This is a genomic window from Solitalea lacus (assembly GCF_022014595.1).
GTDB classification, from domain to species: domain Bacteria; phylum Bacteroidota; class Bacteroidia; order Sphingobacteriales; family Sphingobacteriaceae; genus Solitalea; species Solitalea lacus.
In genome coordinates this window covers 3023126-3047504 of the sequence record NZ_CP091740.1, presented here as the reverse complement: position 1 = coordinate 3047504, position 24379 = coordinate 3023126, and the positions used below count along the sequence as shown (strand labels likewise).

The 24379-nt window shown below is 42.8% G+C and carries 10 protein-coding genes; 7 read left to right on the top strand and 3 right to left on the bottom strand.

Translation table 11 applies throughout. The features are described 5' to 3' along the window. Nucleotides 1–37: 37 nt before the first annotated feature. Both L2B55_RS13135 and L2B55_RS13130 read right to left on the bottom strand, forming a co-directional pair. Complete coding sequence (locus tag L2B55_RS13135) at nucleotides 38–862, bottom strand: hypothetical protein (RefSeq protein ID WP_237846468.1); 825 nt, start codon at nucleotides 860–862, stop codon at nucleotides 38–40. 197 nt (nucleotides 863–1059) lie between these two features. Beyond that, nucleotides 1060–1500: an Hsp20/alpha crystallin family protein gene (locus L2B55_RS13130; RefSeq protein WP_237846467.1), complete on the bottom strand. Its 441-nt coding sequence runs from the start codon at nucleotides 1498–1500 to the stop codon at nucleotides 1060–1062. A 422-nt stretch (nucleotides 1501–1922) separates the two neighbouring features. Here L2B55_RS13130 and L2B55_RS13125 point away from each other — a divergent pair, with 422 nt between their 5' ends. Continuing rightward, complete coding sequence (locus tag L2B55_RS13125) at nucleotides 1923–2645, top strand: hypothetical protein (RefSeq protein WP_237846466.1); 723 nt, start codon at nucleotides 1923–1925, stop codon at nucleotides 2643–2645. 494 nt (nucleotides 2646–3139) lie between these two features. Continuing rightward, nucleotides 3140–3547: an EVE domain-containing protein gene (locus L2B55_RS13120; RefSeq protein ID WP_237846464.1), complete on the top strand. Its 408-nt coding sequence runs from the start codon at nucleotides 3140–3142 to the stop codon at nucleotides 3545–3547. Between the two features lie 75 nt (nucleotides 3548–3622). Here the strand turns inward: L2B55_RS13120 and L2B55_RS13115 are convergent, their stop codons facing one another. Next, a complete protein-coding gene (locus L2B55_RS13115; protein ID WP_237846461.1) occupies nucleotides 3623–4141 on the bottom strand; it encodes an acyl-CoA thioesterase in 519 nt (172 codons plus the stop codon). A 490-nt stretch (nucleotides 4142–4631) separates the two neighbouring features. Between L2B55_RS13115 and L2B55_RS13110 the strand changes: the two genes are divergently transcribed. The 5 genes from L2B55_RS13110 (at nucleotide 4632) to L2B55_RS13090 (ending at nucleotide 24369) form a co-directional block, all read left to right on the top strand. Further along, nucleotides 4632–5381 (top strand): DUF11 domain-containing protein, encoded by a 750-nt coding sequence (locus L2B55_RS13110; protein ID WP_237846458.1) that lies wholly within the window; start codon nucleotides 4632–4634, stop codon nucleotides 5379–5381. A gap of 269 nt (nucleotides 5382–5650) precedes the next feature. After that, a complete protein-coding gene (locus L2B55_RS13105) occupies nucleotides 5651–15001 on the top strand; it encodes an HYR domain-containing protein (protein ID WP_237846456.1) in 9351 nt (3116 codons plus the stop codon). A gap of 21 nt (nucleotides 15002–15022) precedes the next feature. Continuing rightward, complete coding sequence (locus tag L2B55_RS13100) at nucleotides 15023–16000, top strand: PorP/SprF family type IX secretion system membrane protein (RefSeq protein WP_237846448.1); 978 nt, start codon at nucleotides 15023–15025, stop codon at nucleotides 15998–16000. A 57-nt stretch (nucleotides 16001–16057) separates the two neighbouring features. Then, nucleotides 16058–18292 carry an OmpA family protein gene (locus L2B55_RS13095; protein ID WP_237846446.1) on the top strand — a complete coding sequence of 745 codons (2235 nt, stop codon included), beginning with the start codon at nucleotides 16058–16060 and terminating at the stop codon, nucleotides 18290–18292. A gap of 554 nt (nucleotides 18293–18846) precedes the next feature. Continuing rightward, on the top strand, nucleotides 18847–24369 hold the full coding sequence (locus tag L2B55_RS13090) for a T9SS type B sorting domain-containing protein (RefSeq protein WP_237846445.1): 5523 nt from the start codon (nucleotides 18847–18849) through the stop codon (nucleotides 24367–24369). Nucleotides 24370–24379: the final 10 nt, after the last annotated feature.

Here is a 24379-nt window from a genome sequence, read left to right as displayed (position 1 = left end):
GCGAGGGCGGTCGAGCCTCGCTCACACGCGCTAACCATCAGCTGCCAGATGATTTCCCGATTGATTTATTGCTTTTCATCTCATCAAACACAGGCTGATAGCCTTTACCATAAAGAAGCTGATAGTGCCGTTCGCCTGTGTTTTTCAGTGCGCCCTTTAGTATCTCTGCCATCGAAGTATATTCTTCTTTATCTTCGGGGATGCGTGTACGTCTGATATCAAACAGGCTGACAATATTTTGTACTGCTGCATCCATCTGATTATCTTCAATCGTGGCAATCCAGCCTTTTCTTTGCAATTCCACAAACAATTCCGTCAAATGGCGCATGCTTCCTTTCCACCTGAGTTTGTAGGTCTGAACCTTTGACTCAATGCCATAGAAGGAGGGAATGTCCAATTCGAGTGTTATCATGCTGTATGCTAATGAGATTGCCTCATAGCTATAACTGATTTGCCCGTCAATGAAAACAAGCAGGTCAATCTCTTCAAGCTGCTTGACGGTGGCTCCTTCTACGTCAATGTGAATGTTCATTTTTTTCAATCGCGGTAAAACAGTTCTATATTCAGCAACTTTGTTAGACAGCAGGGACTGTAATTGCGCCAGCAAATCGCGGGTTTGCAACAAAAACTCATCTATTTCAGTAAGCTGAAGCTGCAATTCTTTCAGAAACTTTATACGCTCCTTATCAATCGGAATGCCTTTGAGGTGTGCGTACAACTCGGTGTTGAATTGCAGGTAAAGCTTTTGAAGCCAAACTGCATATAGCTTAGGACTGAGATAACCATTATAGGTAATAACATTTTTTGAAATGTCGATGTCAAAGCGCTGCAACTCGCGAAGGAAATTTTTTATTCCGCTCATGACTTCCCGATTTTTGAGTTGTTATTTTTGATTTAACTGTTTTGTCTCAGGTGAAATTCTTTCTCTTTGGTTTTTCCCTGAGCAGGGGAACCAGTTTTTTATGTTCCTCCTTCGGATTTTTAGATTTCTATCCCCCTAGGACTGCTTGGCAGCCAACAGGGGACTGTTGCCCGCCTTGCAGCTAGGAAGGAATAATTTTAAGAAATCTTAATGGTGCGTGGAGCTTTTGCCTTTGCCTGTTCTGATTTCGGAAGCGTGACATGGAGGATGCCGTTCAGGTAGTTGGCAACCACTTCATCTTGCTTTACACCTTCTGGCAAAGAAAAGGACCGCATAAAGGAATTGTAAGAAAATTCCCTCCGAGTGAAATTGTTGTTATTTTCTTCGCTCTGGGTTTCTTTGCGCCCGGAGATAGTCAGCAAACCATTGTCCACCAATACTTCGAAATCTTTTTTATCAAGCCCGGGAGCTGCGACTTCCAACTCATAGTTATCAGGATTTTCCCTGATATTGACTGCCGGGGTATTTGTTGAACTTGCTCTTCCCCACTCGAAGTTTGGAAACAAGCTGCTGCTGAAGAAATCGTCCATCCATCCACCCCGGGAAGGAGAAGACGGGTTGTACTTAACAAGTGTCATAATGACCTCCTTTTTTAAAGGGTTAAAGAATAATTTATTCAGAAAACTTGAAATGCAAGTCAAATACCAGCAGGCTGAATGCTGAAAATTTGGCAAAAAATCTGTCAGATTTTAAGTTGAAAAATGAAATTTTTTCAGCGTCAGGTGGAGAGTGTTGCCGCTAACGTTCCGGCGCTTGCCCTTAGGTTTGAGTGAATAAAATAATTAAATTTTCCAGAGAAAAGAGCGGGTGCACCCAGGGCGCTTGCCAGGCGTTTGTGCCTAACCTCAGAACGGGCCCCGTTCTCTTCAATGGTTGAACAGAACCCGATAGAATCTTAGGTTGTCAGGCCTGTTAAGGGTATTAGTTTTTCTTCAACTCAAATCTATGAAAAAGTCGGTAAGCATCGACATCGATGTTTCTAAAGCCGACTTGGACAAACATGAACATTCGGGTAAGTAATGATGAAGCCGGTTATGGAAAGTTAGCTCGGTGGATTGCAGGGAAAAGCAGGCTGGTTTGCATGGAGCTTACCGGCGTGTACGTCTTCGGCCTGAGTATAGCGGCTGTTTATGACAAAAGTAATTACGGAATTTACAAAGGGGTATTTACAGGTTCGTCAGGTAATATCGTAATTAATATTAAAGCAGATGGATCAGCTACAGCTACTTTGATCATAGATGGGCAAGAGTATGTCTTTGCGTCGTCTGGCACAATTAAAAAAGATTCCGATTCTCAAGTCATATTTACAAACCAAATCGGTTCATTCGTGTTTTCTGTGAAAGCTGATGGCTCTTCTCCAAGTTTCAGTGCGATAACAATCGCAGGTCATTCTCAAGCTGGTATTGCAGTAATAAAGGAGACGTCAGAGCATGTAGTACACTGTTATGAAGGAAAAGCTTATTATAACAATGAGGAAGGTGCAACATTTAATTTTGTGGTAACAGACAATAAAATTGAAGGTCTTGTGAAATCTCATTCTGATAGACCTCATATGATTACAGGTACTTTTGTCAACAATGCAATAGACTGCATGATTGATGATGGTGTGAATTTTAAAGGAACTATTAGCGGAAATACTGCAACCGGTACATGGAAAGATGTTAATCCTCAATCGGATGAATTTGGTATTCAAGGTACTTGGTCAGCGACAAAAAAAATGTAAAACCAAGCAATAAAAAGAGGTTAAAAAAATGGCTGTTCGGAAAAATATGGGCAGTCTTTTTTTTGAAAATGAGATATGCGTTAGCGGGTCAGTCGTGTTTCCTGATTAAAGGTCTGTATTTCTCCCTTTCAGCTTTTACCTACGATTAAAAGTCACCAACACTTGTTATAGAATTATATTTTTTTCTTCGTGCTCTAAGGCAACACCCGTTGGTTCTTAATAAATTATTTTCCTTTATCATTTTCACATTTCCATCATTTTTCTTAAGGTACTTCTTTGTCTTTTTTTCCGGTAGCAGGGTCGGTGAAGTAAAAAGAAACGTGGGGTTTGTTGAATCCAGACAAATCATTAGGGATGAATTACCGTTGTTTGTGAGACTTTCTACCTTTTCATTTTATAAGGGTGTTTGGTTTATATTTGTCCCCAATTGCTGTCCCCAATAGGGTGAAAGCTAGTGAAAAAGCCTCTTTAAACGTTTTAAAAGCAGAAAAATAATGAATTATTGGTTGGTCAAATCAGAACCGCACAAATACAGTTGGCAAAAGTTTAATGAAGACGGCCGGACATTTTGGGATGGTGTACGTAATTACCAGGCACGAAACAACCTGAAAGCGATGAAGGAGGGAGACTTGGTATTATTTTATCACAGCAATGAGGGTAAAGAAATAGTTGGATTGGCTAAAGTGGTTAAAGAGTTTTATCAGGATCCGACAACAGATGACAAAAACTGGGTGGTTGTTGATTTGGTGCCAGTGGAAACGATGAAAAAAACCGTAACCTTAGAAACCATTAAAGCCGATGAGCGATTAAAGGATATTGCTTTAGTTCGTCAAGGGCGTCTTTCGGTAATGCCTTTAAAAGCAGAAGAGTTTGACCGTATTTTGGAATTGGCAGGAGAATAAGTTGAGGTAATATTCGAAATTAAAATGGGCCTGGAATGTCTTATTCTCCAGGCTCATTCTTTTATAGTTTGAGAATTATTCTTCTGAAAGAAATAATGCTTTAAGCTCAGTAGCTTCATCGGGTTTCATTTTGCCGGCTAAAATCAAGCGTAGCTGTCTGCGGCGTAAAGCCCCGTCATAAAATTTTTTCTCGTCCTCAGTTTCGGCAATAACTTCAGGAACAGGAATTGGGCGCCCTGTCTGATCTACTGCTACAAAAGTATAGTAGGCTTCATTACTCTTAAAGCGTGTGCCATTCGGAATGTTTTCTCCCCAAACGTCCATTCTTACTTCCATTGAGGTGCTAAACGCACGAGTTACCTGCGCATTTATTGTAACTACATCTCCTAAACCAATTGGGTTTTTAAAGGAAACATTATCTACTGAGGCTGTAACAACTACACGATTTGAATGTTTTTGTGCGGCAATTCCTGCTGCAATGTCCATCATGTGGAGTAAACGACCTCCCATTAAATTATTTAGGGGATTAGTGTCATTGGGTAACACCAATTCATTCATTATAGTTAACGACTCTTTTGCTGGTTTTGCTTTCATCAGTTTTAGGTTTTGGTGCAGCTATTTATGCACTCATCATTAAAAGGTTAAGATTCAGGGCTCAAAGATACTTATTCTGTTCTACTTGGTCTGTCAGCCTAAATAAAAATCATTCTAAAACAAAAATGTATTGATTTCAATACAGCATTTTTATTGATAGTGCAAAAAATCAGCTTATACTTTAGAAAAGTAAATGTTTGTTCGATTAATGAATTGATAATTAATTAATTGTTTATGCCGGCCAAAGCGGTTTTGTAGCTTTTTAGTGCTATGTGAACCTTGTAGGAATGCATTGTTATGGCATAAGGTTTGACAAATACTGATCTGAAAGTAACCGTCTTTCTGTCTAAAAATCAGCAATATGGCTTGTGATCATATGAGTTGATGTAGTTCTGGGTCGATTCATATGATTGCAAAGCCATGTTTAAATAAGTAAAAATAAAGTATGTAAAATCTATACAATTTGTCCATCTAATTAATCCTACTATTTATGAACGATCGCTCTCATCGCTCCTCATTGAGGAGTATCTATTATCAACGCCAACGCTGGATTATCAGCTTCTTTATTTTCTTTATTAGTATACTCTTTCTGGCCTCATTTGCTTTCGCCAAAGAAATCAAATTAACAGGTATTAATAATGCAGACTTAAGCATTACTAATTCTGTTGATAGAATTACAGTTAAAGAAGGAGAAATTTTTACTTATCAAATAAGGTTAGAAAATGTAGGGCCTTCAACGGCTAAATTGATCAGAGTAAAGGATGTACTACCAATCAATTTCGAATACTATTCATCTTCGGTTTCTTCAGTGGTGTACGATCCAATAACTCGACAGCTGTCATATAATTTAGATCAATTGAAAGCAGGAGATTTTCAAATCATCCTTATTAAAGTAAGAGCAAATAAAATTGGTATTGCATCAAATACAGCAGTGATCACTGCTCAAACAACAGATCCTACTTTAAGTAATAATGTTTCAACGGCTGACGATGTAATTATTTCGGTTCGGCCACGAAAGGTTAACAATAATGCTATCATGGAAAGTGACAGTGAAGAGCCTGTTTTAGTAAACAGTACGAGTGCTTTAAAAAATAGAATTCGGGAGCGGTTTGCTTCAAATCTTCTAATTGCTTGGATAGAAGGGGATTTATTTCCTCAAATCCAAAATTGGCACATACCTTGCATTTGTAATAATCAAAAGCAATTTAAACTGCAAAAAGGAAGAAGCTATCCGTTCTAAGCGTTGTTATTCAAGTGATTGAGTGTCTAATTTGAAATAATCGTATTATAAAATATACAATATACACTGTTTAATAAAACTAAAACTATTTAAAAAGAACAGCTTACCAATCATCTAAATCTCTCTCTCTCTAAAATCCAATTAAAAATTTATTGATTGTTTTTCTATGTCTGAGGACCTGAAATGGCCTTGCTGGAAATCCTATTGCCTAAAATAACGCTTGTCAGACAGTTATAAGTTGATGAGTGAGTTAGGTTTTAACACTAATAATGAATAAAAAAATTCTGCTTATGTTAATGTTTCTATCCAGTCAATCTAACCTTATTAAATCACTTCGGCTGATTAAGTTTAAAAGAGAATTCGTTCTCAACGGGCTTAACAGGTTTAAGAAGCTATCCGTATTGATTCTGCTGTTTAATCTGTGTGAATTAACTTCTGTATACGCGCAATGTCCTTATGATAACGGAGCCTTGCGTATTGGTGTTGATCAGTCTCTTTGCGTAGGAGGGCCTGCAACGCGCTTGGATAATAGCAGCATTAATTCTGGAAATACACAGTATGCAATTGTTAATGTTTACCCCGGCTTTACCTATAGAATTTATACAAGTAATACAAAAAAACCGTTAGTAATTGACTTGTTTGATGAAGCGGATAAGTCAAAAAAGGGTTTTACAATAACTAATGATCCTACAAAAAATCCGCTCTCCACCTCGTCTGATGATGTTTACATTGAATATGTGGCAAATTTTACAGGAAGGCTACGAGTTCAGATAAATCAAAGAGGCACTTGTGGCAATGGATTGGGAACAGCATTTGACGTGTTTATAGAAATTCCATCTACTGCAGGAACATCGTTTGAGCTTAATTTAACTGAAACTCATATTGATCAAACGTGTAATACTTTAGGTTCGATCAATGTTACGGCAAGTGGAGGAACTCCCCCATATCAATATAGATTAAATGGAGGCGCTTTACAATCTAGTGGTGTTTTTAATTCATTATCCGCAGGTACATATACTGTAGCGGTAATTGATGCCAATAACTGTTCAAAATCATCGCAGGTAATTACGATAAATTCAGTGCCTGATAATGTACCACCAACTGCGATCTGTAAAAATATAACTATACAATTGAATGCAGCAGGTTCTGCAACCATTACAGCCGCCTCTATTGATAATGGATCGAATGATGCTTGCGGTTCAGTAAGTCTTTCAGCCAGTCCGACCAGCTTTACTTGTGCGAACTTAGGTGCTAACAACGTAACCCTGACAGTAACGGATGCCAAAGGTAATTCATCAAGCTGTGTAGCAGTGGTAACTGTAATAGACAATATACCCCCTACGGCAATCTGCAAAAACATTACAATTCCCTTGAATTCAGCAGGTTCTGCAACCATAACTGCAGCTGATATTGATAATGGGTCAAATGATGTTTGCGGTTCGGTAAATTTATCAGCCAGCAAAACCAGCTTCGATTGTTCTAACATAGGTCCTAACAATGTAACCTTGACAGTAACAGATGCCAAAGGAAATACTTCAACCTGTGTGGCTGTGGTAACAGTCACGGATCAAAGCAAGCCGTCGATTACTTGTCCGTCGGACATAACGATAGCAGCCAACAGCGCTTGCGGAGCAACCGGAGTGACCCTGACTCCACCAGTAGTGAGCGACAACTGTACTCCGGTAGCAGGTTTAACAATCACTAACAATGCACCGGCAACCTTCCCTGCAGGCCCAACCACAGTGACCTGGACAGTAAGGGACGTGGCAGGCAATACTCAAACCTGTACTCAAGTAGTTACGGTAACGGATCAAACTAAGCCTACAATTACCACCTGTCCAGCTGATAAAACGGTAGCGGCCAACAGCGGATGCAGTGCAACCGGGGTATCCCTGACTCCGCCGGTGGTGAGCGATAATTGTACTGGGACTGCTAGCTTAACAATCACAAATGATGCTCCGACGACCTTTCCGACAGGTCCAACCACAGTGACCTGGACAGTAAGGGACTTGGCTGGCAATACTCAAACCTGTACCCAAATAATAACGGTAGCTGATCAATCCATCCCGACTATTACTACATGTCCTTCGGACATCACGGTAGCGGCCAACAGTGGCTGTGGAGCAACCGGTGTTACCCTGAATCCACCGGTAGTGAGCGATAACTGTACCGGGACAGTGAGTTTAACAATTACTAATAATGCACCGACGACCTTCCCGGCAGGTAGCACCACAGTTACCTGGACAGTGAAGGATTTGGCAGGCAATACAGCAACTTGTACCCAGGTGGTAACGGTAACGGATCAAACAATGCCAACTATTACTACCTGCCCGTCAGACATTACAGTAGCTGCCAACAGTGGCTGTGGAGCAACCGGCGTATCTCTTACTCCTCCGGTAGTAGTTGACAACTGTAGCGTGGCAGGAGGGTTTACAATTACTAATAATGCACCTGCAACCTTCCCGGCTGGCCCAACCACAGTGACCTGGACGGTTAAGGATGCTGCAGGCAATACAACAACCTGTTCTCAAGTAGTTACGGTAACCGATCAAACTATACCAACGATTACTACCTGCCCGGCAAACATTACGGTAGCTGCCAACAGCGGCTGTGGAGCAACCGGCGTATCTCTTACTCCTCCGGTAGTAATTGACAATTGTAGCGTAGCAGGAGGATTTACAATTACTAATAATGCACCTGCAACCTTCCCGGCAGGCCCAACCACAGTGACCTGGACGGTTAAGGATGCAGCAGGCAATACAACCACCTGTGCTCAAATAGTTACTGTAACGGATCAAACCAAACCGGTTAAACCAGTTTTAGCTGACGTAATAGGTCAATGTTCTGCAACCGCTATGACGCCAACAACCACTGACAATTGCAAAGGCTTGGTGACCGGTACCACTGCTGACGCAAAGACTTATTCGACCCAAGGTATACATGTGATCACCTGGTCCTTTGATGACGGCAACGGCAACATTGAGACAGCCACTCAAAATGTTATTGTACAAGATATAACCAAACCAGATAAACCTACCCTTGCTGATGTAACAGGTCAATGTACGGCTACGGTTACGGCACCTGTGGTTAACGACAATTGCAAGGGGACGGTAATTGGTACAACTGCTAGTCCCTTGACTTATTCGACTCAGGGTACGCATGTAATTACCTGGATCTTCGATGATGGCAACGGCAACGTGGAAACTGCAACCCAAAACGTAATCATAAAAGACAACATCAAACCCGTTAAACCAGTTCTTGGTGATGTAACAGGCGAATGCTCTGCAACCGCCACAGTGCCATCAACCACAGATAACTGTGGTGGGGTAATCCTGGGTACTACCACTGATGCATTGACATATACTACCCAAGGCACTCATTTGATTACTTGGAGCTTTGATGATGGCAACGGTAATGTGGAAACGGCCACTCAACGTGTGATCGTAAAAGATGTGACCAAGCCTGTACAACCTACATTGGCTGATGTTACTGGTGAATGTTCGGCTACTGCTTCAGTGCCTACAACCACCGACAACTGCTTAAGTGTTGTCATAGGCACTACTACTGATCCGTTGTCGTATACAACTCAAGGAACGCACACGATTACCTGGACCTTTAATGATGGTAATGGTAATGTTGAAACGGCCACTCAGCGGGTTATTGTAAAGGATATAACCAAACCGGAAATTCCAGTTTTGGCTGATGTTACTGGTGAATGTTCGGCAACTGTTTCAGTGCCAACAACTACTGATAACTGTAAGGGACTAGTGACCGGTACAACAACCAGCGCCCTGACTTATACGGCTCAAGGTACCTATACCATCACCTGGAGATTTGACGATGGAAATGGTAACGTTGAAACAGCCATTCAAAAGGTGATCGTTAAGGACATTACCGAACCAATAAAACCAGTCCTTGCAGATATAACGGGTGAATGTTCGGTTACTGTTCCTATTCCTGTAGCTGGTGAAAACTGTGGAAATGTCATTCAGGGTACTACTTCCGATCCTTTGACTTATACTGCTCAAGGTACATACCAGATCACTTGGACATTTAATGACGGCAATGGTAACGTGCAAACAGCCACTCAAAATGTAATTATAAAAGACAAAACCTTGCCTGTTAAGCCTGTCTTAGATGATGTAACAGGCGAATGCTCGGCAACTGCTACTGTGCCAACGACCACCGATATCTGTTCAGGTACCATCATAGGTACTACCTCAGATCCATTGACCTATATAACCCAAGGTACACATGTGATTACCTGGAGGTTTGATGACGGCCATGGTAATGTGGAAACGGCCGCTCAAAATGTGATTGTAAAAGATATAACCAAACCAGTTAAGCCAATTCTTGCTAATGTAACTGGCCAATGTTCCGCTACGGCTACGGCACCGGTAGTCAACGACAATTGTAGGGGTACTGTAACAGGTACAACTGCAAACCCTTTAACTTATACCACCCAAGGTACGCATGTAATTACCTGGACCTTCGATGATGGCAATGGCAATGTGGAAACGGCCACTCAAAATGTGATTGTAAAAGATATTACCAAGCCGACGATTGCGTCTTGTCCACCAAGCATAACTGTACCTGCCAACAACGGATGCGGAGCAACAGGGGTGATCTTAACAGCACCGGAAGTTAGTGACAACTGTACTGCAGTGGCAGACTTAATAATCACAAATGATGCACCGGTGATCTTTCCTGAGGGTAACACTGTTGTAACCTGGACAGTAACCGATGCGGCAGGCAATACACAAAAATGTAATTCCCAGATAGTAACTGTTGTGGATCAAACCATGCCGGTTATTATCTCCTGCCCTGAAGATATGACGGTAGCAGCTAATAGTGGCTGTGGAGCCGTAGGGGTAAGCCTGACTGGGCCAGTGGCAAGCGACAACTGTACTGCTACAGCAGGTTTAAGAATTACCAATAATGCACCGGCCACTTTCCCGGCAGGGGCCACCACGGTGACCTGGACGGTGAAAGACCAGGCAGGCAATATTCAAACCTGTACCCAGGTAGTTACGGTAACGGATCAAACCCAGCCGACCATTACCACCTGTCCGCAGGACATTACGGTAGCTGCCAACAGTGGTTGTGATGCAACCGGGGTAACTTTAACTCCGCCGGTGGTGACTGACAACTGTACCGGAACCGGAAACTTTACCATTACCAATAATGCTCCGGCCACATTCCCGGCAGGCACCACTACAGTGACCTGGACGGTGAAAGATGCGGCAGGTAATATTCAAACCTGTACTCAAGTAGTTACGGTAACGGATCAAACCCAGCCTACCATTACCACCTGTCCTCAAGACATTACGGTAGCTGCCAACAGTGGTTGTGATGCAACCGGGGTGACTTTAACGCCGCCGGTGGTGACTGACAACTGTACCGGAGCAGGAAACTTTACCATTACCAATAATGCACCGGCCACTTTCCCGGCAGGCACCACTACAGTGACCTGGACGGTGAAAGATGCGGCAGGTAATATTCAAACCTGTACTCAAGTAGTTACGGTAACGGATCAAACCCAGCCAACCATTACCACCTGTCCTCAAGACATTACGGTAGCTGCCAACAGCGGTTGTGATGCAACCGGGGTAACTTTAACTCCGCCGGTGGTGATTGACAACTGTACCGGAACCGGAAACTTTACCATTACCAATAATGCACCGGCCACTTTCCCGGCAGGGGCCACCACGGTAACCTGGACGGTGAAAGATGCGGCAGGCAATATTCAAACCTGTACCCAAGTAGTTACGGTAACGGATCAAACCCAGCCAACCATTACCACCTGTCCGCAGGATATTACGGTAGCGGCCAACAGTGGTTGTGATGCAACCGGGGTAACTTTAACTCCGCCAGTGGTGACTGACAACTGTACCGGAGCAGGAAACTTTACCATTACCAATAATGCTCCGGCCACTTTCCCAGCAGGCACCACTACAGTGACCTGGACGGTGAAAGATGTGGCAGGCAATATTCAAACCTGTACCCAAGTAGTTACGGTAACTGATCAAACCCAGCCAACCATTACCACATGTCCTCAGGATATTACAGTAGCTGCCAACAGCGGTTGTGATGCAACCGGGGTGACTTTAACTCCGCCGGTGGTGACTGACAACTGTACCGGAACCGGAAACTTTACCATTACCAATAATGCTCCGGCCACATTCCCGGCAGGCACCACTACAGTGACCTGGACGGTGAAAGATGCGGCAGGTAATATTCAAACCTGTACTCAAGTAGTTACGGTAACAGATCAAACCCAGCCGACCATTACCACTTGTCCTCAAGACATTACGGTAGCTGCCAATAGCGGTTGTGATGCAACCGGGGTAACTTTAACTCCGCCGGTGGTGATTGACAACTGTACCGGTACCGGCAACTTTACCATTACCAATAATGCACCGGCCACTTTCCCCGCAGGTTCCACCACGGTAACCTGGACGGTGAAAGATGCGGCAGGCAATATTCAAACCTGTACCCAAGTAGTTACGGTAACGGATCAAACCCAGCCAACCATTACCAGCTGTCCGCAGGATATTACAGTAGCTGCCAACAGTGGTTGTGTTGCAACCGGGGTGACTTTAACTCCGCCGGTGGTGATTGACAATTGTACCGGAACCGGAAACTTTACCATTACCAATAATGCACCGGCCACTTTCCCAGCAGGCACCACTACAGTGACCTGGACGGTGAAAGATGCGGCAGGTAATATTCAAACCTGTACCCAGGTAGTTACGGTAACAGATCAAACCCAGCCGACAATTACCACCTGTCCTCAGGACATTACGGTAGCTGCTAACAGTGGTTGTGATGCAACCGGGGTGACTTTAACTCCGCCGGTGGTGATTGACAACTGTACCGGAACCGGAAACTTTACCATTACCAATAATGCACCGGCCACTTTCCCAGCAGGCACCACTACAGTGACCTGGACGGTGAAAGATGCGGCAGGTAATATTCAAACCTGTACTCAAGTAGTTACGGTAACAGATCAAACCCAGCCGACAATTACCAGCTGTCCGCAGGATATAACAGTAGCTGCCAACAGCGGTTGTGATGCAACCGGGGTGACTTTAACTCCGCCGGTAGTGACTGACAACTGTACCGGAACCGGAAACTTTACCATTACCAATAATGCACCAGCCACTTTCCCAGCAGGCACCACTACAGTGACCTGGACGGTGAAAGATGCGGCAGGCAATATTCAAACCTGTACTCAACTAGTTACAGTAACAGATCAAACCCAGCCAACAATTACCACCTGTCCGCAGGACATTACGGTAGCTGCCAACAGTGGTTGTGATGCAACCGGGGTGACTTTAACTCCGCCGGTGGTGACTGACAACTGTACCGGAACCGGAAACTTTACCATTACCAATAATGCTCCGGCCACATTCCCGGCAGGCACCACTACAGTGACCTGGACGGTGAAAGATGCGGCAGGTAATATTCAAACCTGTACTCAAATAGTTACGGTAACAGATCAAACCCAGCCGACCATTACCACCTGTCCGCAGGACATTACGGTAGCTGCCAACAGTGGTTGTGATGCAACCGGGGTAACTTTAACTCCGCCAGTGGTGACTGACAACTGTACCGGAGCAGGAAACTTTACCATTACCTATAATGCACCGGCCACTTTCCCAGCAGGCACCACCACGGTAATCTGGACGGTGAAAGATGCGGCAGGTAATATTCAAACCTGTACTCAAGTAGTTACGGTAACGGATCAAACCCAGCCAACCATTACCACCTGTCCGCAGGACATTACGGTAGCTGCCAACAGTGGTTGTGATGCAACCGGGGTGACTTTAACTCCGCCGGTGGTGACTGACAACTGTACCGGAACCGGAAACTTTACCATTACCAATAATGCACCGGTCACATTCCCGGCAGGCACCACTACAGTGACCTGGACGGTGAAAGATGCGGCAGGCAATATGCAGACCTGTACTCAACTGGTTACGGTAACGGATCAAACCCAGCCGACAATTACCAGCTGTCCTCAAGACATTACGGTAGCTGCCAACAGTGGTTGTGATGCAACCGGGGTGACTTTAACTCCGCCGGTGGTGACTGACAACTGTACCGGTACTGGAAACTTTACCATTACCAATAATGCTCCGGCCACTTTCCCAGCAGGCACCACTACAGTGATCTGGACGGTGAAAGATGTGGCAGGCAATATTCAAACCTGTACCCAAATAGTTACGGTGACGGATCAAACTAAGCCAGTGAAACCAGTAGTTCTAGCTGATGTAATAGGAGAGTGCTCTGCAACTGTTTCGGTGCCATCAACTACCGATAACTGTTCAGGTACTATCATGGGTACTACCACTAATCCATTGACATATACCGTTCAAGGAAGCTACGTTATCACATGGAGCTTTGACGACGGCCATGGAAATGTGGAAACAGCCATACAAAACGTGATTGTAAAAGACGTGACTGCGCCGCAGATAACCGCTCCTGCAGATATTGTTTCTCAGGGATTAAATACCGGTTCGTCAATTAATTTGGGGACTCCTGTAACTTCTGATAATTGTGGGGTTGCCAGTGTGACTAATGACGCCCCTGCATTTTTCACTGAAGGCGTTACCAAAGTTACCTGGACGGTGACCGATGTGAATGGGTTAAAATCGACAGCTGTTCAGAATGTGACAATTGGTAATGTTGGTCCAATAGCTCCTGACGTTGACCTGAGCACCCTGATGAATCATCCTGTATCAGCTGATGCTTTAGAAGGTGCAACTAATCCGGATAATGTGCCTTCAAGAGGAAAGGCGGCTGGATTAACACTTTCTAATGTATCACAACCCAGCCATGGAACGGTTTCCGTGGGAAGTGATAATATAATCAAGTATACTCCAGCCAATGGATACTATGGTAAAGACGTCTTCTATTATACGGTTTGTGATAATGGAAAGCCTGCTCTTTGCGCTACAGGAAAAATTACAGTGGACGTTTTGGATGATAATGTGGACCTGGTTATTAAAAAGACTACGCTTCCTAATTCAGTTAATCTGAATGAAGAATTTGAGTATAGCATTGAGGTGTCGAATTCGGGTCACGTTAACGCCCATGATGTAGTGGTATTGGATCCACTTTCGGATGCTCTTGTATACGTGAGTAGCAGCGCTAACTCGGGGCAAGCGGTCTATGATCCAAACACTCATAAGATTACCTGGAACCTGGTAAGTCTGAATGTAAATGAATCTGCCATCTTGACGCTCAAGGTTAAAGGGGTAAAAGGCGGAAATGTACTCAATAGAGCAGAAGTAGTTGGCCCGCAACCAGAACTGGATCCATCAAGCAACATTGCTGAAGTAATTAAAACCGTACTTGGCTTTAAAATACCGAATGTCTTTACACCTAATGGAGATGCATTTAACGAAACATTTGTTATTGAAGGCATTGAGGACTTAAAAACAGAGTTGGTTGTAATGAGCCGCTGGGGAAATGAAGTCTATAAAAGCCAAAATTATAAAAATGATTGGGACGGTTCTCAATTGCATGATGGCACTTACTTCTATGTGCTAACTGTGACGGCATCTGACAATAGATCGGTGAAATACACCGGATATGTAACCATTTTACGATAACTGTTTTTAAATTTTTTGAATATGAAATCACTAACGCTTCTCACAATCCTCTGGTTAATGCTGCTCAATTCAGCTGTATATGCCCAACAGGATGCACAATTTTCTCAGTACATGTTTAATGGGATTTATATCAATCCCGCTTATGCCGGTTATAAGGAGCAAATGAACCTGCACACCTTTTACCGCAGCCAGTGGACCGGAGGACTGGAAGGCAATCCGGAGACCTTTAGTTTGGCATTGGATGCAATTGCAAACAATGGAAATGTAGGTTTGGCATTAAATGTTTTAAAGGATCAATTAGGTGCAGAAAGCACCCTTGCAGGTTACCTTAATTATGCTTACCGGTTACCGGTAAGCGAAAAAGCTCGCCTGGCCTTTGGACTTGGTGCAGGGATCTCTCAATACTCTATCGATGGAGCAAAACTGAACCCTAATCAGCTTGAGGATCCTAGGGTGCCTAAAGAAAAACAATCAGTAATTGTTCCTGATCTCAGAGCTGGTTTATATTATAGTAGCGACCGCATATACGCAGGATTTTCATTAGATAACTTGATTGGTCAATATATGAGCTACACAAAAGATCCCACTGTATTGATCCCTAAAAAAATGCCTCATTTCTATCTTACAGCAGGAGGATTAATTCCTCTCAGTGGAAGCCTTTTACTGAAACCCTCCTTTATGTTAAAGAATGAATCAAAAGGACCAACTACTCTCGATTTAAATACGTTTGTGTTGTTTGCTGAACGCTTGTGGCTGGGAGCTTCTTACAGGACCGGGATTGGTGTGTGGAATAAAGATAATCTTCAACGGGATTTATCCACTACTAATGCAGTTGTCGGGCTGGCAGAGTTTTTTGTAACTGAACGTATAAGAATCGGTTATGCCTATGATTTCTCTTTTAACAAGTTCAAGGACTTTAACTATGGAACCCATGAACTGTCATTGGGATATTCCTTTATTCCTAAAAAACTTAAAATGTTGACACCTAGATATTTTTAATAACCAAAACCGATCAATGCTGAGCCGCAGAGCTGACGGTTATAAACCTCATTAGTTATGGTAAAATTTACATTATCTCTGATTATAAGCATACTCCTAATATCTCAAACGGGGGCATATGCGCAGGCATCATTACTTGAAGCACAGCGCCAATCTGAATTGCTTAATTATAGTGTGGCCATTGGGCTATATGAAAAAGCTTTTGAAAGGCGAGCCACTTATACGGCAGCACAGGGTTTGGCCGAAAGCTATCGTAAGGTAAATAATTATGCCGCCACAGAAAGTTGGTATGCTAAGGTTGTTCAAATGCCGGATCATACTGCAATGGATGTGTTTTATTATGCGGAAGCATTGCGCAATAATTCAAAATATGCAGAGGCAAAAGGGATCTATGAAAGTTATCTTAAGGAAGCAGGTGGATCGGCTCTGCCTATTATCGGGCAATTGGTTCAATCCTGCGATTCTGCCGTTGTATGGATGCAGCATCCTGTTAAATACATTTTTAAACTGGATTCAGCTTTAAACACGCCGCAAAGCGATTGGGGAGTTGCAAAATATCAAAATGGTATCGTCTTTTCTTCCGATCGAATAATTGATTCTTCAGCGGTGAAGGATAAGCGTTTTCTTCATTTTGATATAGATAATAATCTGTCGAAAAAGGTTTGTGGTTGGACAGGATTACCTTACCTAAAGCTGTTTTATGCAGAAAAGGATGGCAATGGCTGGAAAAAAGTGAAGCCTTTTTCAAATACTTTAAACGGGGAATTTCACAACGGATCTGTCTGTTTCTCAAAAGATGGTAAAGAAGTATTTTTTACCCGTACTCGCTTTGATAAATCAAACAAAAAGAACAAAAATTACACCATCAAACTGGAATTGTATTCATCCATCTATAATGAAACAGATAGCTCCTGGAGTGCACCGATACCCTTTGCTTATAATTCGCAACAGGACTATTCGGTTAGCGATGCTTGTTTGAGTAACGATGGAAGCATGCTTTATTTCGCTTCTGATATGCCGGAAGGACAGGGCGGATCGGATTTGTATTTCTGCGAACGCCAGGAGGATGGAAGCTGGGGATCACCCGTAAACATGAAGGGTTTTAACACCGTTGGCGATGAGCGCTTTCCAAGCTTCGATAATGAGGGTAATTTTTATTTTTCTAGTAATGGTAGAGTGGGATTGGGTGGCCTTGATATTTATGTGGTCCATACTTCTGATTTCAATGGCCGAAAGGTAGCCAGAAATTTGGGGTATCCTTTTAATACTCCCCAGGATGATTTTAAGATCGTTTTTGCTGAAGATGATAAAAGCGGATTCCTTTCCAGTAATCGCACCGGGGGAATAGGTATGGATGATGTATATCAGTTTGCCAAAAAGGAGCTAAAGTTTCGTTTGGAAGGAAATGTTTTCAACAAAAAAACGCATAAATCAATTAGCAATGCTGTTGTCACCTTATATAATCTTAAAACCAATACAGAATTGAAAATCCCTACGGATGAAAAAGGTAATTTTTCATTTAGTATGGATGAAAATTCAGATTACACAGTTAATGCTGAAAAAACCTCTTTCATCGCTCCTCCAAAGGATAATTTAAGCACGAAGGGTTATAAAGAATCACAGATTACCAAATTGACAATAGGTTTGGATTCTATTGAGTTTCTTTTGGAAGGAAATGTTTATAATAAAAAATCAAATAAATCCATCAGCAATGCTACCGTCACCTTATACAATCTTAAAAATAACACTGAGTTAAAAGCTCCTACCGATGAAAACGGATATTTTGCCTTTAACATGGATGAGAATACAGATTACTCCATTAATGCTGAAAAAACAGCTTATATAACGCCATCAAAGACAACTGTAAGTACCAAGGGTTTTAAAGAATCAAAAGTTACCAAAGTATCAATTGGATTGGATTCTATTGAATTAAATAAAGGCATCCGGTTAGATAATATTTACTATGATTATGCGAAATGGAACATTCGTGAAGATGCTAAAAAAGAGTTGAACAAACTCGTTCAAATTTTGAACAATAATCCAACAATGATCATTGAGCTAAGTTCTCATACCGATTCCCGTGGTACTGACCAATATAATATGGAATTAAGTCAGAAAAGGGCACAGTCAGCAGTTAATTATATTATTTCTACGGGTATTTCGCCTCTGCGCATCACGGCTAAAGGATACGGTGAAACCAGACCGGTAAATAAATGTACTAACGGAGCTAAATGCAGTGACCAAGAGTTTCAGGAGAATAGAAGAACCGAGTTTGCTATCACTAAATATTAAGGTTTGATATAATTAATCACTAGGTCTCAATAATAAAGAGGCTGACTCCATCAGGAGGAAGCCTCTTTATAAAATCAAAAATAAAATTGAATCTATTTCGAGGGCCTTAAAAAGGGTCTTGCTGGAAAAACGCTACTATCTAAATAACGCTTATCAGTCTCTCAAAATTTAAATTACGCTGATAAGTGGGATTATAAAATTTTATAAATCTCGCTTATGACCACTATGCTACCCCTTAGAATCAACCTTTTGAAGGTAATTAGGTTGATTAATTTCTGTACCACTCTCATCGGTTTTTGTTGCCGCGGGCAATTGCCTCAACCATTGCAGTCTATCTGGAGTTTAGTCCCGTGTAGTTGGGCTTTATTCTTTTGAGTTACGCAGTGGCAATTTCTCAAATAATGAACTGATTTTTCAATTTCAATGACCTTGAAAAAGGCCTTATATAACGCTTTATCTAAATGAACGCTTATCAGATAATTAATCATTTATTAATCAGTTAATGCTTATTAAACTGATAAGTGGGATTGTGAAAAATATTTAAATCCCCGCTTATGACTGCTATTTTATTCCCCCAAATCAATCTTTTGAAGATAATGAGGTTGATTGTCTTCTGTCTTATTGTAACCATTTGGTATTTGCCCCGTGCAAGGGCCCAAACCATTGATGTTCATCTGGAAAATAGTCCGGATGCAAGCTGGACCTATTCAACAAGTAATCGAACTAGTAATTTTTGTAATAATGATAGGGATGAGTGTATCAGGTTTCTGTTGTATTTGAACCCTGATGTTGGAGGGGTGAGCTTCAATGTTTTTAAAGGACCAAGTTCTGTAGCTTCAGCTAGCTATAAGATTGATTGTGGACCTGCAAAACCACTCGGGGAACTATCTTGTGTAACTCCCCATGTAGATGGTACACCGACCGAAATTGTATTTTGTAAACCAGGGAATGATGTTTATGATTATGTTATTACTACGGTAAAAAGGCCAAGTATACCCAAAGACCTTGATATTAGGGTCAATTGTTCTGCTCAGCTTGATTTCGGAGCCGTTGCATCAGGTACCTCATTGACAATTAACTCTACTACAGGTCCTACTCCAGGTCAGTATAATTCCTTGATAATTCCTAATCCTGTAACATCCAGGTACGCCACATATACCTCGGTAGCTGGTTCGCCTGCGGTGCTTACTTATTCAGTAACTGGCACAATCAAGGATGGTTGTGGCAATTTGTTGCCTGTGACAGGTTCATTTAAGGTTAATAATTATCCAGCTTTAACAGCAGTTATTACATCAGATGTTCCTGTTTTATGTGGTTCAGCTTCAGCAGTACTTACTGCCAATGCAGGAGGAGGGAAACCTTCTTATTCTTATCAATGGAAGTTTAATGGTAATAATATTTCAGGAGCAACCGGTAGTACCTATACAACTAATACACCCGGTTCTTATACAGTTGAGGTACAGGATCAAATTACAAGTTGTCCTTCAGTTGTTTCAAGCCCTCCTTTTGTGCTTACTCAAAGTTCAAAACCCACTGCAACCATTAGTGGTGGAGGGGTAACTATTTGTCCGGGGATCTCAACACAATTAAGCATTGCCCTAAGTGGAACAGCTCCTTGGTCAATAACCTATACAGATGGAACTACACCTGTTACTGTAAACGGGATTAACTCGAGTCCGTATCAATTTTCAGTTTCTCCTTCTTCTACCAAAACATACACGATTGGTAATGTTTCAGATTCAAATTGTAGCAATGTAGGAGATGGATCTGCATTAGTAACAGTAGGGGACATTACTCCACCAGCAGCTCTTTGTAAAAATATTACTATTCAGTTGGGTTCCAATGGGACAGTAAGTATTGCGCCTGCGGATATAAACAATGGTTCGACTGATAATTGTGGTTCTGTGACACTATCGGCAAGCAAAACCAGTTTCGATTGTTCCAACATCGGTCCGAACAATGTTACCTTAACAGTTACCGATGCATATGGCAATTCTTCAACTTGTGTGGCCGTAGTAACTGTAGAGGATAAGGCTGCACCAACCGTTATATGTAAAAATATTACGGTTCAGTTAGGGGCCAATGGTATTGCAACCATCACTGGAGTAAATATCGACAATGGTTCAAGCGATAACTGTACAGCGGGTGGTCCACTTACATATTCATTAAGCAAGAACACTTTCGATTGTTCGAACATCGGTCCGAACGATGTGACCTTAACGGTTACCGATTCTCATGGTAATTCCTCAACCTGCAGTACTGTGGTGACAGTGGAAGATAAGGTAGCGCCAACCGTTATCTGTAAAAATATTACGGTTCAGTTAGGGGCCAATGGTACTGCAACAATCACTGGAGTAAGTATCGACAATGGTTCAAACGATAACTGTACAGCGGTTGGTTTGCTCACTTTCTCAGTAAGCAAGAGCACTTTCGATTGTTCCAACATCGGCCAGAATAAGGTTATCTTAACAGTTACCGATTCTCATGGCAATTCTTCAACTTGTGAGGCAGTGGTGACAGTAGAAGATAAGGTTGTTCCTACAGTTGTTTGTAAAAATATTACGGTTCAGTTAGGGGCCAATGGTACGGCAACAATCACTGGAGTAAATATCGACAATGGTTCAAGCGATAACTGTACAGCGGGGGGGGCGCTTACCTATTCATTAAGCAAGAATGCTTTCGATTGTTCGAACATTGGCCCGAACAATGTTACCTTAACGGTTACCGATTCTCATGGTAATTCCTCAACCTGTAGTACTGTGGTGACAGTGGAAGATAAGGTTGCTCCAATTGCCAAATGCAAAAACATTACAATTCAGCTGAATGCCACTGGCTCAGCCTCGATTACCGCAGCTGATATCAACAACGGTTCGTCAGATAATTGCGGTATAAAATCACTGACTATAAATAAATCCAATTTTGATTGTTCGAATGTAGGCCCCAATGCAGTGACATTGACTGTTACAGATAATAACAATAATGTCTCAACCTGTGAGGCAGTAGTAACCGTAGTGGATAATACCGCACCCACTGTAAGATGTAAACCGATTACGATTCAATTGGATGCAGCAGGCCAGGTAAGCATTACGGCAGAAGATCTTAATGATGGTTCTTTCGACAACTGCGGTATCCAGTCAATGGTTATAAGTCAAACACATTTTAATAGTTCGAACCTGGGCACCATTATAGTGACGCTGACAGTTACAGACAACCACGGTAATGTTTCCACTTGTCAAGCATCAGTAACGATAGTGGATGAGGGAGCTCCGGTTGTAAAATGTAAACCACTGACAGTGCAACTGGATGCCAACGGACAAGCCCACATTACGACAGCGGACATCGATAACGGTTCTTCGGATAACGATGGTATTAAATCAATGACTATAAGCAAAAGCGTTTTTGACTGCTCGAATGTGGGCGAGAATATCGTGACGCTTACCGTAACAGATAACAGCAATAATGTTTCCACCTGTCAGGCTGTAGTTACGGTAGTAGATAATATCCCTCCAGTTGCAAAATGCAAACCGGTAACAATTCCATTGGATGCTACGGGCAAAGCCAGTATCACGGCAGCTGATATCAACAACGGTTCTTTTGATAACTGCGGTATTAAATCCCTTACTGTAAGTAAAACCGATTTTGATTGCTCCAATGTAGGAGCTAATGCGGTGACCTTGACGGTAACGGATAATAACGGCAACGTTTCTACCTGTCAGACAGTGGTGACTGTAGTGGATGATACCGACCCTGTTGTAATCTGCAAACCGATCACCATTCAATTGGATGCTGCAAGCCATGTAAGTATCACAGCAGAAGACCTTAACAATGGGTCATGGGACAACTGTGGGATTCAATCAATGGTAGTCAGTCAGACTAATTTCGATCACTCAAACCTGGGTACCATTACTGTGACTTTGACAGTTACTGATAACCACGGTAATGTTTCTACTTGTCAGGCGAGTGTGACGGTGGTGGATAATATAGCTCCGGTTGTACAATGCAAGCCGCTGACGGTTCAACTGGATGCCAACGGACAGGCCGTCATCACGGCAGCGGACATCGACAATGGTTCTTCGGATAACGATGGTATTAAATCATGGACTATAAGCAAAAGCGTTTTTGATTGCTCGAATATAGGCGAGAATACCGTGACGTTGACAATTACGGATAACAGCAATAATGTTTCCATCTGTCAGGCGACGGTGACAGTGGTGGATAACACCGCCCCGGTTGTGAAATGCAAGCCGCTGACAATTTCACTGGATGCCAATGGCAAGGCCAGTATAACTGTAGCAGACATTGATAACGGCTCGTTTGATAACTGCGGCATCAAATCAATGGAGTTAAGTCAAACGCAATTCGATTGCTCAAATGTGGGCGAGAATCCTGTGACATTGACGGTAACAGATAATAACGGCAACGTTTCTACCTGTCAGACAGTGGTGACCGTAGTGGATGATACCGCCCCTGTTGTAATCTGTAAACCGATCACCATTCAATTGGATGAATCGGGTAAGGTAAGCATTTCGGCAGCAGACATCAACGATGGCTCATGGGATAATTGCGGCATACAGTCAATGGTAGTCAGTCAGACTAATTTCGATAGCTCGAATCTGGGCACCATTACTGTTACGCTGACCGTGACAGATAACCATGGCAACGTGTCCACCTGTCAATCGGTGTTGACAGTGGAGGATAAGATCAAACCGATCAAGCCTAGTTTACCTGATCTGAATGGTGAGTGTTCAGTGACTGCAACTGCGCCTACCACTTCTGATAATTATAATAATGCAACTATAACCGGAACGACCTCCGATCCGCTTGCTTATACTGCCCAAGGTACCTATATTATTACCTGGACGTTTGATGATGGCAATGGCAACGTGCAAACGGCCACCCAAAATGTGATCGTTAAAGATGTGACTCTGCCGCAGATTACCCCGCCGGCCGACATCACTTCGCAGGGCTTGAATACTGGTTCGGCCATTAATCTTGGCACGCCGGTAACTTCTGACAACTGTGGAGTGGCTAGTGTAATCAATAATGCCCCTGCCGTTTTCCCTGAAGGGACCACCACAGTAATCTGGACGGTAACGGATGTGAACGGCTTGCAGTCAAACGCTGTGCAGCATGTAACAATTGTTAATCTGCCGCCCATTGCCCCTGATGTGGAGGTAAGTACCTTGATGAATCATGAGGTCTCCGCTGATCCTATGGAAAGTGCCAGCGATCCGGACAATGTGCCGTCAAAGGGAAGAGCAGCCGGCTTGACGTTGACCAATGTATCGCAGCCTAGCCATGGAACAATCTCCGTAGGTAGCGATGGAAAAATTCAATACACTCCGACCAATGGTTATTACGGTACCGAAATCATCTCATACACCGTATGCGACAAGGGGAACCCCGCTCTTTGTGCTACCGGAAAATTGACAATCAAGGTTTTGGACGACAATGTGGATCTGGTGATCAAAAAGAGCACATCGCCTAACTCAGTTGACTTAAATGAAGAGTTTGAGTACATGATCGATGTTTCCAACTTGGGTCATGTATCAGCGCATGATGTGGTGGTACTGGATCCTCTCTCGGTTGCACTGGTCTATGTGAGCAGCAATGCAACCAATGGACAAGTGACCTATGATCCGGTTTCGCATAAAGTTACCTGGAACCTAGCCAGTTTGGATGTGAATGGCTCGGCCAGCTTGACGCTCAGGGTGAAGGCAATTAAAGGAGGCAATGTACTCAATACGGTAGAGGTGAAGGGCGCGCAACCCGAAATGGATCCTTCGAGCAACACGGCGCAGGTTATTAAAACCGTGTTGGGCTTTAAGATTCCGAATGTCTTTACGCCCAACGGGGATGTCATTAACGACACATTTGTTATTGATGGCATTGATGATCTGAAAACGCAGTTGGTGGTGCTTTCCCGCTGGGGGAATGAGGTCTATAAAAGCGACAACTACCGCAACGATTGGGACGGTTCACAGCTGCACGATGGTACTTACTTCTACGTGCTTACTGTTACAGCATCTGACAATAAGTCGGTGAGATACACGGGTTATGTAACCATTTTACGTTAGGATTTTAAAT

What these genes read in the sequence shown, in the direction of transcription:
- L2B55_RS13135 (WP_237846468.1), bottom strand. Translation starts at nt 862, where the DNA reads ATGAGCGGAATAAAAAATTTCCTTCGCGAGTTGCAGCGCTTTGACATC.
- L2B55_RS13130 (WP_237846467.1), bottom strand. Translation starts at nt 1,500, where the DNA reads ATGACACTTGTTAAGTACAACCCGTCTTCTCCTTCCCGGGGTGGATGG.
- L2B55_RS13125 (WP_237846466.1), top strand. Translation starts at nt 1,923, where the DNA reads ATGAACATTCGGGTAAGTAATGATGAAGCCGGTTATGGAAAGTTAGCT.
- L2B55_RS13120 (WP_237846464.1), top strand. Translation starts at nt 3,140, where the DNA reads ATGAATTATTGGTTGGTCAAATCAGAACCGCACAAATACAGTTGGCAA.
- L2B55_RS13115 (WP_237846461.1), bottom strand. Translation starts at nt 4,141, where the DNA reads ATGAAAGCAAAACCAGCAAAAGAGTCGTTAACTATAATGAATGAATTG.
- L2B55_RS13110 (WP_237846458.1), top strand. Translation starts at nt 4,632, where the DNA reads ATGAACGATCGCTCTCATCGCTCCTCATTGAGGAGTATCTATTATCAA.
- L2B55_RS13105 (WP_237846456.1), top strand. Translation starts at nt 5,651, where the DNA reads ATGAATAAAAAAATTCTGCTTATGTTAATGTTTCTATCCAGTCAATCT.
- L2B55_RS13100 (WP_237846448.1), top strand. Translation starts at nt 15,023, where the DNA reads ATGAAATCACTAACGCTTCTCACAATCCTCTGGTTAATGCTGCTCAAT.
- L2B55_RS13095 (WP_237846446.1), top strand. Translation starts at nt 16,058, where the DNA reads ATGGTAAAATTTACATTATCTCTGATTATAAGCATACTCCTAATATCT.
- L2B55_RS13090 (WP_237846445.1), top strand. Translation starts at nt 18,847, where the DNA reads ATGACTGCTATTTTATTCCCCCAAATCAATCTTTTGAAGATAATGAGG.